This is a genomic window from Pseudomonas sp. MONT-RG-20F-20-E-7-02 (assembly GCF_022662395.1).
GTDB lineage: Bacteria > Pseudomonadota > Gammaproteobacteria > Pseudomonadales > Pseudomonadaceae > Aquipseudomonas.
The window spans coordinates 46,153-60,119 of sequence record NZ_JAKNQN010000001.1 but is presented as its reverse complement, the minus strand read 5'-3'; the positions used below and the strand labels follow the sequence as shown (position 1 = coordinate 60,119).

At 61.1% G+C, this 13,967-nt stretch carries 11 protein-coding genes; 3 read left to right on the top strand and 8 right to left on the bottom strand.

The annotated features are described in order from the left end of the window. Positions 1-64: 64 nt before the first annotated feature. From L8I05_RS00275 to L8I05_RS00265, 3 genes are all read right to left on the bottom strand, one after another. Complete coding sequence (locus L8I05_RS00275) at positions 65-652, bottom strand: nucleotidyltransferase family protein (protein ID WP_242166782.1); 588 nt, start codon at positions 650-652, stop codon at positions 65-67. Continuing rightward, entirely contained in the window at positions 649-1,635 is a 987-nt protein-coding gene (locus L8I05_RS00270; RefSeq protein WP_242166781.1) for an XdhC family protein, read from the bottom strand. The genes L8I05_RS00275 and L8I05_RS00270 overlap by 4 nt, the downstream gene beginning before the upstream one ends. Before the next feature lie 223 nt (positions 1,636-1,858). After that, positions 1,859-3,190 carry a dicarboxylate/amino acid:cation symporter gene (locus L8I05_RS00265; protein ID WP_159959110.1) on the bottom strand — a complete coding sequence of 444 codons (1,332 nt, stop codon included), beginning with the start codon at positions 3,188-3,190 and terminating at the stop codon, positions 1,859-1,861. A gap of 339 nt (positions 3,191-3,529) precedes the next feature. Between L8I05_RS00265 and L8I05_RS00260 the strand changes: the two genes are divergently transcribed. After that, complete coding sequence (locus tag L8I05_RS00260; RefSeq protein WP_242166780.1) at positions 3,530-4,528, top strand: AraC family transcriptional regulator; 999 nt, start codon at positions 3,530-3,532, stop codon at positions 4,526-4,528. Positions 4,529-4,648: 120 nt separating this feature from the next. Here the strand turns inward: L8I05_RS00260 and L8I05_RS00255 are convergent, their stop codons facing one another. Genes L8I05_RS00255 through L8I05_RS00245 form a run of 3 tightly spaced genes read right to left on the bottom strand, consistent with a single transcriptional unit; the run spans position 4,649 to position 6,996 of the window. Continuing rightward, positions 4,649-5,995, bottom strand: coding sequence for an ATP-binding protein (locus L8I05_RS00255; protein ID WP_242166779.1), 1,347 nt, complete (start codon positions 5,993-5,995; stop codon positions 4,649-4,651). Further along, positions 5,992-6,669 (bottom strand): response regulator, encoded by a 678-nt coding sequence (locus L8I05_RS00250; RefSeq protein ID WP_017138377.1) that lies wholly within the window; start codon positions 6,667-6,669, stop codon positions 5,992-5,994. Before L8I05_RS00250 ends, L8I05_RS00255 begins: the two co-directional genes overlap by 4 nt. An 18-nt stretch (positions 6,670-6,687) precedes the next feature. Then, positions 6,688-6,996 carry a hypothetical protein gene (locus L8I05_RS00245; protein ID WP_242166778.1) on the bottom strand — a complete coding sequence of 103 codons (309 nt, stop codon included), beginning with the start codon at positions 6,994-6,996 and terminating at the stop codon, positions 6,688-6,690. Positions 6,997-7,133: 137 nt separating this feature from the next. On the opposite strand from L8I05_RS00245, the gene L8I05_RS00240 reads away from it, so the two are divergent. Further along, positions 7,134-7,850, top strand: coding sequence for a 4'-phosphopantetheinyl transferase superfamily protein (locus tag L8I05_RS00240; protein WP_242166775.1), 717 nt, complete (start codon positions 7,134-7,136; stop codon positions 7,848-7,850). An 85-nt stretch (positions 7,851-7,935) separates the two neighbouring features. On the opposite strand, the gene L8I05_RS00235 is transcribed toward L8I05_RS00240, so the two are convergent. Next, a complete protein-coding gene (locus L8I05_RS00235) occupies positions 7,936-9,546 on the bottom strand; it encodes an ATP-binding protein (RefSeq protein WP_242166774.1) in 1,611 nt (536 codons plus the stop codon). Next, positions 9,543-10,268 carry a response regulator gene (locus tag L8I05_RS00230; protein ID WP_242166773.1) on the bottom strand — a complete coding sequence of 242 codons (726 nt, stop codon included), beginning with the start codon at positions 10,266-10,268 and terminating at the stop codon, positions 9,543-9,545. The genes L8I05_RS00235 and L8I05_RS00230 overlap by 4 nt, the downstream gene beginning before the upstream one ends. A gap of 716 nt (positions 10,269-10,984) precedes the next feature. Between L8I05_RS00230 and L8I05_RS00225 the strand changes: the two genes are divergently transcribed. Further along, on the top strand, positions 10,985-13,879 hold the full coding sequence (locus L8I05_RS00225) for a ribonucleoside-diphosphate reductase subunit alpha (protein ID WP_177016907.1): 2,895 nt from the start codon (positions 10,985-10,987) through the stop codon (positions 13,877-13,879). Positions 13,880-13,967: the final 88 nt, after the last annotated feature.

Here is a 13,967-nt window from a genome sequence, read left to right as displayed (position 1 = left end):
CTGCACACCCAGCATGCGCCACACTTGGCAGTCTAGAAGAGAAAACTGAAAAGCTACTGCGGGCTCACCTGCCGAAGTGCAGTGCTTGCGGCACGTCCACATCCCACAAAACGCCGGGATCATCGACGGTCACCTCCAGCGGGCAACCCTTGGCAAACAGCGGCTTTGCACCGCGATCACCGGACAACGCGCACAAGGCAGGCCCCCATGCGCGGCCGAACGCCACAGGATGACCGTACTGACCGTCATGCACCGGCACGCTGATGCTCTCGTCTGCCAGCGCGGCGGCCACGTGTTCAATACTCGAAGGCAAGATGAACGGCATATCCCCCAAGACCACCAGCCAGCCATCGCTTGGGCTGCTGGCTGCGACTGCCGCCGCCAGGCTGTCGCCCATGCCTGCCGACTGCAGCAGCAACACTTCACAACCGTAGAGACGCGCCAGACGAATCACCTCAAGACGGTCCGGCGAGGTCACCAGCCAGCGCTTCACGACAGGTTCAGGCAGATTCAACAGCACCTGCTCGATGACCGGCCGCGTCACGCCATCCAAGCCTACGCAATCGGCCAGCAACTTATCGTTATCAGCCCCCGCCTCGGCTCGAAAACGACTGCCCTGCCCGGCCGCCAGCACGATTGCGGTAATGCTCATTCAGCCGCCATCGGTAACGGTTTTTTCTGCGTCGGTGCCACGCCATTTTTGATTGCGACGATTTCCGCCATCAACGACAGGGCGATCTCCGACGGCGTGTGACTGCCGATATGCAAACCGATCGGCCCATGCAACCGTGCGATCGCCTCCGCCGACAAACCCAGCGCCGCCAGGTTTTCACGGCGCTTTTGCGTGTTGACCCGCGAACCGAGGGCACCGATGTAAAACGCGGTGGAGTTCAACGCCGTCAGCAGCGCCATGTCATCCAGACGTGGGTCGTGGGTCAGGCAGACGATGGCCGTGCGTTCATCGGTCTGAATGTTCAGCACCGCCTCATCCGGCATGCCCGGCACAAAGCGGCCGTGCTGTTCTTCCCAGCCATAGGCAAACTCTTCACGGGGGTCGCAGATCAGCACTTCGAAGTCCAGCAGCCGCGCCATCTCGGCCACGTAGCGTGACAACTGACCTGCGCCGATCAATAACAAACGCCAACGCGGACCGTAAATGGCCCGCAGGCGTTCACCATCGAAGGTCACCACGTCGGTTTTGCTTGCACTGCCCAAACTCACAGTGCCAGTGGCCAGGTCCAACTCTCGCGCGACGATTTCATGCGCCTCACACCGTTCCAGCAGTTGCGCGACCCAGCGCCAGTCGTCGACCCGTTCTTCGGTCAGGCGCAACGTACCGCCGCACGGCAAGCCAAAACGCGCCGCTTCATCACGGGTAACGCCGTAGGTCACCAATTGCACCGGCGGGCCATCATCCGGCAAACGCCCGTCCTGCAACCTTGCGATCAAGTCATCCTCGATGCAGCCACCGGACACCGACCCAATCACCACGCCATCGCCACGCAGGGCCAACATCGCCCCCGGCGGACGCGGCGCACTGCCCCAGGTCTGGACCACGCTGTAAAGCACCACGCGGTGCCCGGCGCGACGCCAGTCGAGCACGCTGCGCAAGACATTCAGATCCACACTGTCCATCAACACTCCTGCACACGATGCGGCGCAAATAACCGATTGGCCAATGCGGTATAGAACGGGCAATCCAACGCGAGTTTCATCTGCGCAGGCCACCTCTGGCGATTGATGAAGTGGTTACTGACTGTAAATCAAAAAAAACCAAAAGTGACCCACCAGAAATGCAAACGCCCCGAACACGTCGGGGCGTTTGCACAGCGGTGGGTGCTTTCACACCTTCGGCAAGTTACTTGATAGCAGGGGCAGGACCTTCAGCCACACCCAGGTCATCTTCCGGACGGGTGTCGGAGATGCCAGTACCGCCAGACGCCAGCTCGCTGTGCAGCTTGTCGGTGTCCAGTTCCTTGACCCACTTGGCCACAACGATGGTGGCAACGGCGTTACCGACCAGGTTGGTCAGTGCGCGGGCTTCGGACATGAAACGATCGATACCCAGGATCAGTGCCAGGCCGGCAACCGGCAGATGGCCAACAGCCGACAGGGTCGCGGCCAGTACGATGAAGCCGGAACCTGTCACGCCTGCAGCGCCTTTGGAGGACAGCAGCAGCACCAGCAGCAAGGTGATCTGGTGGGTGATGTCCATGTGGGTGTCAGTCGCCTGGGCGATGAACACGGCAGCCATGGTCAGGTAGATCGACGTACCGTCGAGGTTGAAGGAGTAGCCGGTTGGAATCACCAGGCCTACTACGGATTTCTTCGCGCCCAGACGCTCCATCTTGATCAGCATGCGTGGCAGTGCGGATTCGGAGGAGGAAGTACCCAGTACGATCAACAGCTCTTCACGGATGTAGCGAACCAGCTTCAACACGCTGAAACCGTGCGCGCGGCAGATGGCGCCCAGCACCACCACCACAAACAGGATGCAGGTGATGTAGAAGCAGATCATCAGCTGGCCCAGTTGCACCAGGGAACCCACACCGTAGGCACCGATGGTGAACGCCATGGCGCCCAGGGCACCGAGTGGCGCGAGCTTCATGATCATGTTGATGATGTTGAACATCACGTGGGCGAAGCGATCGATGAAGTCCAGCACCGGCTTGCCGTAGGCACCCAGCCGATGCAGGGCGAAACCGAAGATCACCGAGAACATCAGCACTTGCAGGATGTCACCGTTGGCGAAGGCTCCGACGATGGTGTTCGGGATCACGTTGAGGATAAAGCCAACAACGCTCTGGTCAGCACCGGCAGTCACGTAGGCAGCGACTTTAGAGGCGTCCAGGGTAGCCACGTCGATGTGCATGCCGGCGCCCGGTTGCACAACGTTGACCACGACCAGGCCGATCAGCAGGGCGATGGTGGAAACGACTTCGAAGTACAGCAGCGCGTAGCCGCCGGTTTTGCCGACCGATTTCATGCTTTGCATGCCAGCGATGCCGCTGACAACGGTGCAGAAGATGATCGGGGCGATGACCATTTTGATCAGCTTGATAAAGCCGTCACCCAGTGGCTTGAGGGCCACACCGGTCTGCGGGTAGAAGTGACCGAGCAAAATACCGATAACGATTGCAACGATCACCTGGAAATACAGGGATTTGTACAGTGGCTGACGAGTCGTCATTGCAAAGTTCCTCAATCGCACCGTGTGGCAAAGATCCGCCATTGCCCACGACACTTGAATTGCGAACCCTCCTGCACTGGAGGGATTTGTTGTTTGCGAGGCCTGTAGGAACCAGCCTGCGCTGTAATACTTATCGCAAACGCCGTGCCACTTCGCTTAAAAACCCTGAAGGCCTTTAGACATTAGGGCTTGGGGCTTCCAAGGTGCCGCCAGTACCGCCAACAAGGTGGCGGAAATCCGCCCACACACCCGGTCTCGTCCTACAATTTGGCGGATATCCGCCTTGTCGCCTTCCCGTGGGGTGGCTACCATCCGCCACTCCATGGACGAGGCCCTCACATGCGTGAACGTACCATCGCCAGTCACTATGCGCGCGCCGCCCTCGGCGGTGCGCGCCGGGCGGGCTACGACTACTCGGGCCTGCTGCTGCGGGTCGGCATTACCCCGGAGTTACTCACCGAACCACGCGCCCGTATCGCCCCCGAGCAATTTACCCGGCTGTTGCAAATGTTATGGCTGGCGCTGGACGACGAATACCTGGGGTTTGCCGAAGGCCCGAGCAAGCGCGGCACCTTCGCCATGATGTGCCACGCGCTGATTCACTGCCGCACCCTGGAGAAGGCTCTGGAACGCGGCTTATTATTTTATAGCCTATTCCCGCAGGGTCCGCGCTGGCAGCTGACAAGAGACGGCGACATGGCCCGTCTGAGCCTGGACGATTCGCAACTGTGGGACCCGGACCACTTCCTCAGCGAATGCCTGCTGGTGATCTGGCACCGCCTGGGCAGTTGGTTGATCGGCCAGCGCATCCGGCTGCAGCAAGCCACTTTCAGCTACCCGATGCCGGCGCATGCCGGCGAATATGACCTGCTTTTCCCATGCCCTCAGGTGTTCGGTGCGGCGCATAGCAGCCTGGTGTTTCCCGCACGCTACCTGAGCCTGCCGCTGTTGCAGGACGAACGCACGCTTAAACACTTTCTTGAGCGCTCCCCCGCCGACCTGCTGTCGCGGCCGGATGAAGGCGACAGCTTGAGCAGCCAACTGCGCCGCTTGCTGAGCTGCGACCGCACGCCCTGGCCAGACCTGGAAGCCGTCGCCCAGCACCTGCATATCAGCCCGCAAACCCTGCGCCGGCATTTACGTGAGGAAGGCACCAGCTTTCAGGCGCTCAAGGATGAGTTGCGGCGGGACATCGCCATCTACCATTTGGGGCGGGCGGATTTGTCGTTGCAGGAGATTGCCGAGCAGCTGGGGTTTTCCGAGCCGTCGGCGTTTCATCGGGCGTTCAAGAAGTGGACGGGGCTGACGCCGGGGGCGTATCGGGCGCAGGAGAGTTAGAGCGGTGTTGTGTGTGCGGACCTCATCGCAGGCAAGCCAGCTCCCACATTTGATCGGGTTCACATAATCAAAAGGTGGGAGCTGGCTTGCCTGCGATGGTGCCGGTCCAGGCGATACAGATCAAACCGCCGGAAAGTGAATCTTGAACGCCGCGCCACCAAGCGGTGAGTCACCCAAGGTCAGCCGCGCGCTGTAGCTTTCAATGATGTCCTTGACCACCGCCAAACCAATGCCCTGCCCGGGATGCTGACGGTCCAGCCGTTCGCCCCGTTGCAGAATCCGCGCACGCTGATCAGGCGGCACGCCAGGGCCGTCATCCTCGATGCACAGCTCGGTGCCTTCGAGGTTTTCCGTGAGGCTGATGCGCACTTCGCTCAGGCACAGGCGGTAAGCGTTTTCCAGCAGGTTGCCGAGCATCTCCAACAAAGCGCCCTTCTCAATCGGCAAATCGCACTCGGGTGGCAAATCAAACGTCACCGTCACGCGCTTGTCGCGGTAGACCTTGTCGAGCGTGTCGCACAGGCTTTGCAGCACCGGCTCCAAGCGCACCTGGTGGCGCACCAAACCGCTTTTGCGCAGGCTGGCGCGCTGCAACTGGTAGCCGATCTGCTGGCTCATGCGCTCGATCTGCGATTGCAACACCCAGGCCTGGCCGCGATCTTCGGGGCGCTGGGCCATGTCTTCGCTCACGCCTTGCAACACCGCCAGCGGGGTTTTCAGGCTGTGGGCCAGATCATCCAGGGAATCGCGATAGCGCGCGCGCTGCTCACGCTCGCTGTGCAGCAAACGGTTCAGCGAGCCGGTCAGGCGCAGCAGCTCGCGAGGGTGTTCTTCGGAGAGGCTTTCGCGGGTGCCGCCTTCGATCTGGTCGAGTTCCTGGCTCAGCCGCCGCAGGGCTTGCAGGCCCCAGGTCAGGCCCAGCCACAACAGCGTCAGCAACACGAGCAAGGCCGCGCCGAAGCCCAGGTAGAGGTTTTCCTGCAACCCTTCGAGGGTCAGCTGGTATTCGCGCACCGGTTGCAGGGCAACGATACTGAACGCCGCGCTCTTGCCGCCGAGCAGCTTGACCTCGACGTCATACACGAAAAATTCCTGGCCGTTGGCCTCGCGGATGCGTGCAAACTCGTTGCCGCGCCCATCGTAGCGCGGCTTGTAGTTGATGTTTTCTTCCTGGGTTGCCCGCGAGCGCCAGACCAGATGGCCTTCACGGTCGTAGATATAGCCGAGCAGGCGGCTGTCGGTGAGGTTGAAACGCTCGTCCGGCAACTGCGCCGGCATCAGCAGGCGGTTGTTTTCGACCCGCGCCGCAGAAATCAGCGTGGTGACGTCCGAGGCCAGGCGCTGCTCGATGGAATCCTGCAACGCCAGGCTGAACGCCCCTTGCATGGCGGGCAATAAGCCCAGCATAAACAGCACGGCCAGGGTGGTGGCCGCGAGCATCAAGCGCACACGTAACGAGCGAATCAACGGCAGCGCTCATTAAACAGGTAGCCCAGGCCGCGCACGGTGTCGATCGGCTTGAAACCGGCCGGGCCTTCCAGCTTGCGGCGCAGGCGCCCGACCAGAACTTCGATTACGTTCGGATCACGCTCGTCGTCATCGGGATAGAGCTGTTCCATCAAGCGGTCCTTGGCAACCACTTGCTGATGGTGACGCATCAGGTATTCGAGAATCCGGTACTCATAGGCGGTCAGCGCCAGCGGCTGCTCATCCAGGGACGCTTGCTTGCGGTTGAGGTCCAGCAGCAGTGGCCCGGCGACGATGGTCGACTGGGTGAACCCGCTGGAGCGGCGCAGCAAGGCGTTCATGCGCGCTTCCAGCTCTTCGAACTGGAACGGCTTGACCACGTAGTCGTCGGCGCCGGCGGCCAGGCCTTCGACCTTGTCCTGCCAGTTGCCGCGTGCGGTGAGGATCAGGATCGGGAAGGTCTTGGCCTGGCTGCGCAGTTGGCGGATCAGGTCCAGGCCGCCCATGCCGGGCAGGCCCAGGTCGATGATGGCCAGGTCATGGTTGAATTGCCCGGTCTGGTACAGGGCTTCCTCGGCATTGGCCACGGCCTCGACCACGTGCCCGCTGTCTGTCAGGCGGGTGAACAGGTGATGACGCAACAGCGCCTCATCTTCCACGACCAGCAATTTCATAAGGCTCTCCAAGGCAATTCAACTGTCCGACAGGGGGATATCATAGCGGCCCTGCAAGTCTTGCGGGCGCAGTTTAATGCCATTGTATTGGCCCGTCAGGTGTTCGTAGCCGGCGCGGTAGGCCGGTTGCACGTTAGCCTGGCCCAGGGCCTGGCCCCATGGCGCGGCCTGGCTGCCTGCGTCTTCGAAGCTGACACGCTGGATCAGGCTGCTGGACTTCTTGGTTTTCTCGCCGCCAAATGCCGCAAAAGCAGCGTCCGAAGCCTGCACGCCGGCCGTGGCACTGAGCATGCTTAACGCCAATATCAGCTGTTTGATCGCAGTCATGGTGCTTACCTCTACGCGTTTGGCTGTTGAAGCCAGACTACGCAAGCGCCCCTGAACTCCCCCTGAACAGGCTCTGAACCCTGGCTGAACCGTTGCGGGCTATCCACTGGCGCGCCAACTGACGCAAAATACCGCGCATGACGCCCCTACCCGCTTGCTGCACCCCACTCGACGCCCATTGGCCGTTGCCCACTCCGTTACCCGGCACGGTGTTCCTGAGCACTCGATTCGACCCGACCTTGTTGGCCGCCGGTGATTTCCAGCGCAGCGCCGTGCCGCCACCGCCCAGCATCCAGCGCTCAGTGGCCAAGCGCCAAGCCGAGTTCCTCGCCGGCCGCTTGTGCGCGCGTGCGGCGCTGCAACAGCTCGACCACCTCGATTGCGTACCGGCCATCGGCGAAGACCGTGCGCCGGTGTGGCCTGGGCATATCAGCGGTTCCATCACCCACAGCACCGGGCATGCGGCGGCGATTGTCGGGCACAAGGCGCAATGGCGTGGGCTGGGCATGGACCTGGAGAACCTGCTGACACTGGAACGCGCCGAACGCCTGGCCGGGGAAATTCTCACCGCCGACGAAATGCAGCGCCTGGCAAGCGTGCCGCGCGAGCAGGTCGCGTTGCTGGTGACGCTGACGTTTTCGGTCAAGGAGAGTTTGTTCAAGGCGCTCTACCCGATTGTGCAGAAGCGCTTTTACTTTGAGCATGCCGAGGTGGTGGCGTGGTCCGAGACCGGGCAGGTCCGGCTAAGGCTGCTGACCGACCTGTCTGCCGAGTGGTGCCATGGCACGGAATTGGAGGGGCAGTTTGCGGTGGAGGGTGAGCAGTTGTTGAGTCTGGTGGCTGTCAGGGCCTGATCTGACGCCATCGCAGGCAAGCCAGCTCCCACATTTTTTTGAATGCATTCCACCTGTGGGAGCTGGCTTGCCGGCGATAGCGACTTCAAGCCTTCTGCTGATCCCTGGGCCAACTCAAACTGAAGCACGCCCCACCCAGGTTGTTGCTCTTGCTGATCAACGCCCGCCCGCCGTGCCAATAAATCACCCGCCGCACAATCGACAACCCCAGGCCATGCCCGCCCGAGGCACGGGTGCGGCTGTCGTCCAGGCGCAGGAACGGTGTGAAGATGCGCTCCCAGGCGCTCTCCGGCACGCCGGGGCCATCGTCTTCCACATCGATGCGGCAACGCACCTGGCCCACCTGATAACTGATCAACACCTGGCCCTGGGCATGGCGCATCGCATTGCTCACCAGGTTTTGCAGGGCGCGGTGCAGGTAGCGCGGCTCGGCGTCGACCCAGGCGTCATCCCAATGCGCCGAAGACAGGCAGATGCCACGCGCTACCGTGACGTGCGGGCGCAGTGGCGACAATTCGCCGATCACCTGATCGAGCAACGCGCTGAGGTCGACGCGCTGGAAATTCAGCTCCGGCGCGCCCTGCTCCAGGCGCGCATACGTGAGCATTTCATCCACCAGGCCATCCAGGTCCTGGATATCGCTGTCCATGCCGTCCATGTATTTACGCCGCGCCTCGGGGGTGGTGGCGTCGCCGATCATCTCCAGGCCAAAGCGCAGGCGCGCCACCGGCGTGCGCAACTCGTGGGACACCGCGCGCACCAGTTCGCGCTGGATCGCCAGCAACTGCTGCAAGTGCTCGGCCATGCCATTAAAGGCCGCTGCCAGGCGCCCCACCGAATCAGCGCCGCGCGCCGGCACGCGCACTTCCAGGTTGCCTTTGGCAATGCGCGTGGCCGCCGCTTCCAGGCCTTTGAGACGCCGCTCAAGCTGGCGCACCAACAAATAGACGATCAAGCCGATCAGGGTCAGGCTGATCAGCGCGATCAGAATCAACCATTGCGGCGGATAAGGGTTCATTTGATACAGCGGGCCAATTTCCAGCACCCACGGCGTACCGACCATGCCGGCAAATACGCGGATTGAATCGCCGCCCTTGCCCAAGGCCATCACCGTATCGCCTTCCGAGACCCGGCGGCGCTGGTCGTCGTCCATGTCGGCCTGATCCAGGGTCATCAGGTGCATGTCAAAACCAAAGCCCTTGGCTTCTTTTATATCGGCGAGCTTTTGCGGTTGCTCGGCGACCGGAAAGCGCACCAATTCGTCAGCCAGCAGGTAAATCGTCGCGCGGGCCAGTTGCTCGCTGATTTGCTGCACTTCGCCCGTGAGTACCAGTTGCGACGGCTCGCTGACCAGGCGCAACACCCGCGCCGCGTGCGGCCCGGTCTGTTGCACCAGCACCTGGCCACGTTGCAGGCGGTTGCGCTGGCTCAGGTCCAACTGCGCATCGGCCAGCGGGCGCAACTCCAGGGGAATGCCGAGCAAGCGCTCCCACACAGCCAAGGCGCGCTGGCGCTCGATGGGGCTCATGGGTTGCAGGTTGTCACCCATCAACGCAAAGGTGCCATGGGCCAGGCGCTCGCGGTATTGGCCGCTACGCACTTCATTGAGCAGGTGCAAGGCCAGCACGCCGAGTAAGGCAACCAGAATCAGCGCCGCGCACATGCCGCCGTAGATGCGCAGGAAGATCGAGTTCACAGCGGCATATCGGCAGCGGCTTCGGGGACGAACAAATAGCCTTTGCTGCGGATGGTCTTGATCAGGCGCGGGTGGATCGGGTCGTCGCCGATTTTCGGGCGGATACGGGAAATACGCACATCAATGGAGCGGTCCTGGCCGTCATAACCGATGCCGCGCAAGGCGATGAAGATTTCTTCGCGGGACAAAATGCGCCCGGCATTCGCCACCAGCAGCCACAGCAGGTCGAACTCGGCACTGGTCAGCTCAATGCCGCCGTTGTGCAACCAGGCTTCGCGCAGGGCGTTGTCGACCACCAGCGGGCCAAACTGCAGGCGCCGCTGGTTTTCCACGGCTACCGGTTCAGTCGGCTCGCTGCGCCGCAGCAAGGCCTGGATACGCGCCAGCAACAGGCGCGGGCGCACGGGTTTGCACACGTAGTCGTCGGCGCCCATGTCCAGGCCCTGCACCTGGTCCATGTCGTCGGTGCGCGCGGTGAGCATCAGGATCACACCGTCATAGCGCTCGCGCACCCTGCGGCAGATGCTCAGGCCGTCTTCGCCGGGCAGCATCAGGTCGAGGATTACCAGGTCAGGCTGTTCGGCGATGATGCGCGCCGCCGCCAGGGCGCCGTCGCTTTCCACCGACACGCGCAGGCCGTTGCTTTCCAGATAATCACGGGTCAACTCGGCCAATCGCTCGTCGTCCTCGACGATCAGAATTTGCCAGGCTTCTTGCTCCATGCGCTACCTCGTTTCTAATTATTGTCATCTACGGGGAACACAATACTGCCCTTATATGAAGGCCGATTGTAGCCATGGGCCAGCCCTCTAGCACAAGCCGGGAAATCCATTCGGTGATCAGGTTTTTTTGTGATAGGGTTCGCGCCCTCAAAAATCCAACAGGCGGTTTTTGCCTAGGAATATTCGGTGACAAACGGTGTAATCCAGCAGTACTGCGGCCTACACGGGCATTCCACGTTTCATACACATTTTACCCACAGCGTTATCCACAGGTAGTGCGTTGCTAAGCCCCCCAAAACGCATTATCTTGTACCTCGGCGCTGAAAAAACCCTACATGTAGGGTTTTAAGCGAAAAAACCAAACACAGATCAGACAAGAAACTCAAGCGCTTTCTTGCTCCCGTTTGGTTGAACCAAAGCATTTTTTCAAAGCCCAAACCGCGCACGCGGATGGCAGCCGTTTTCCAGGCTCAACAGCGGAAAGCGGTACGGGTGTTGCAGTGCTTGAAGCGAGCAACTGTCACCCACCAGGAATACGGTGAAGGGCGCTTCAAGGCCCGAACCGAAGACTTCGGCATGGAAGCGGCGCGATGAGCTCCCTTCCTCCTGTCCCGAAGTTGTTATGCCAGGCCCAGGCCTGTTGTAAGTGCTTCAGGACGGAACGGTGGGCACCGTGATGGTGCCCAAATAAATATAGAATGTGGAGACAACCCCCCATGCAAACCGACACAACTCGCGAGAACCCGCAAGGCTCCGTGCCGCAGGCCGCTGATTCGAACCTGGATCTGTCCGCCACCGCGCCCGGCCAATTGCGCGTGATCAAGCGTAACGGCACTGTCGTTCCTTACACCGATGACAAAATCACCGTCGCTATCACCAAAGCGTTTCTTGCAGTTGAAGGCGGCACCGCTGCCGCTTCGTCGCGCATCCACGACACCGTTGCCCGCCTGACCGAACAAGTCACCGCGACCTTCAAGCGTCGCATGCCATCGGGCGGCACCATCCACATCGAAGAAATCCAGGACCAGGTTGAACTGGCCCTGATGCGTGCCGGCGAGCAGAAAGTCGCCCGCGACTACGTGATCTACCGTGACTCGCGCGCCAAGGAACGCGCCGTACGCACTCCAGCTGAAGAAGCGGCCGTGCAAGCTCACCCGTCGATCCGCATCACCCTGGCTGACGGTTCTTTTGCACCGCTGGACCTGGGCCGCCTGAACACCATCATCACCGAGGCCTGCGAAGGCCTGGAAGAAGTCGACGGTGACCTGATCCAGCGCGAAACCCTGAAAAACCTGTACGACGGCGTGGCCCTGACCGACGTCAACACCGCCCTGGTGATGACCGCCCGTACCCTGGTTGAACGTGAGCCGAACTACTCGTTCGTGACCGCGCGCCTGCTGATGGACACCCTGCGTGCCGAAGGCCTGGGCTTCCTGAAAGTCGCCGACAGCGCCACCCACCACGAGATGGCTGACCTGTACGCCAAGGCCCTGCCGGCCTACATCGCCAAGGGTATCGAATTCGAATTGCTGAACCCGGTCCTGGCTACCTTCGACCTGGAAAAACTCGGCAAGGCGATCAACCACGAGCGCGACCAGCAGTTCACGTACCTGGGCCTGCAAACCCTGTACGACCGTTACTTCATCCACAAGGACGGTATCCGCTTCGAACTGCCGCAAGTGTTCTTCATGCGCGTGGCCATGGGCCTGGCGATTGAAGAGAAGCATAAAGAAGACCGCGCCATCGAGTTCTACAACCTGCTGTCGTCCTTCGACTACATGTCGTCGACCCCGACGCTGTTCAACGCCGGCACCCTGCGTCCACAGCTGTCGAGCTGCTACCTGACCACCGTGCCGGATGACCTGTCGGGCATCTACCACGCGATCCACGACAACGCCATGTTGTCCAAATTCGCCGGCGGCCTGGGCAACGACTGGACGCCAGTGCGTGCATTGGGTTCGTACATCAAGGGCACCAACGGCAAATCCCAGGGCGTTGTCCCGTTCCTGAAAGTGGTGAACGACACCGCCGTTGCCGTTAACCAGGGCGGCAAGCGCAAAGGCGCTGTGTGTGCCTACCTGGAAACCTGGCACATGGACATTGAAGAGTTCATCGAGCTGCGCAAGAACACCGGTGATGATCGCCGTCGTACTCACGACATGAACACCGCCAACTGGATCCCTGACCTGTTCATGAAGCGTGTCTTCGATGACGGCCCGTGGACCCTGTTCTCGCCATCCGAAGTACCGGACCTGCACGACCTGACCGGCAAGGCCTTCGAAGAGCGTTACGAGTACTACGAAGCCCTGTCCCAGTACCCAGGCAAGATCAAGCTGTTCAAGACCATCCAGGCCAAAGACCTGTGGCGCAAAATGCTCTCCATGCTGTTTGAAACCGGCCACCCATGGCTGACCTTCAAAGACCCGTGCAACCTGCGCAGCCCGCAGCAGCACGTGGGCGTGGTCCACAGCTCGAACCTGTGCACCGAGATCACCTTGAACACCAACAAGGACGAGATCGCCGTTTGCAACCTGGGCTCGATCAACCTGCCGAACCACATCGTCAACGGCAAGCTGGACACCGCCAAGCTGGAACGCACCGTGAACACCGCCGTTCGTATGCTCGATAACGTTATCGACATCAACTACTACTCGGTGCCACAGGCGCAGAACTCCAACTTCAAGCACCGTCCGGTCGGCTTGGGCATCATGGGCTTCCAGGACGCGCTGTACCTGCAGCACATTCCTTACGGTTCGGATGCTGCGGTCGAGTTCGCCGACAAGTCCATGGAAGCGGTCAGCTACTACGCTATCCAGGCTTCCTGCGACCTGGCCGATGAGCGCGGCGCCTACGAGACGTTCCAGGGTTCGCTGTGGTCCAAAGGCATCCTGCCGCTGGATTCGCAACAGATCCTGATCGAGCAGCGTGGCCAGAAGTACATCGACGTTGACCTGAACGAATCCCTGGACTGGGCGCCGGTACGTGCCCGTGTGCAGAAAGGCATTCGTAACTCCAACATCATGGCCATCGCACCGACCGCCACCATCGCCAACATCACTGGCGTGTCGCAGTCGATCGAACCGACCTACCAGAACCTGTATGTGAAATCGAACCTGTCGGGCGAATTCACCGTGATCAACCCGTACCTGGTTCGCGACTTGAAAGCCCGCGGCCTGTGGGACTCGGTCATGATCAACGACCTGAAGTACTACGACGGTTCGGTGCAACAGATCGAGCGCATCCCGCAAGAACTCAAAGAGCTCTACGCCACCGCATTCGAAGTGGACACCAAGTGGATCGTTGACGCCGCCAGCCGTCGTCAGAAGTGGATCGACCAGGCTCAGTCGCTGAACCTGTACATCGCCGGCGCATCGGGCAAGAAGCTGGACGTGACCTACCGCATGGCGTGGTACCGTGGCCTGAAAACCACTTACTACCTCCGTGCCCTGGCCGCGACCAGCACCGAGAAGTCGACCATCAACACCGGTAAGCTGAACGCTGTTTCCAGCGGCAACCACGGTGATGATTCGGTACTCGCAGCCCCTGCCGGCCCAGCGCCAGTGCCGAAGGCTTGCGCGATTGACGAGCCGGATTGCGAAGCCTGCCAATAAAACCCGCCACTCCCGAGGCCTGACCTCGGGATCGGCCCTCGATAAACCCTGCCAACGGTGGGGTTTATCGAGGATGGTTTTTACCTCG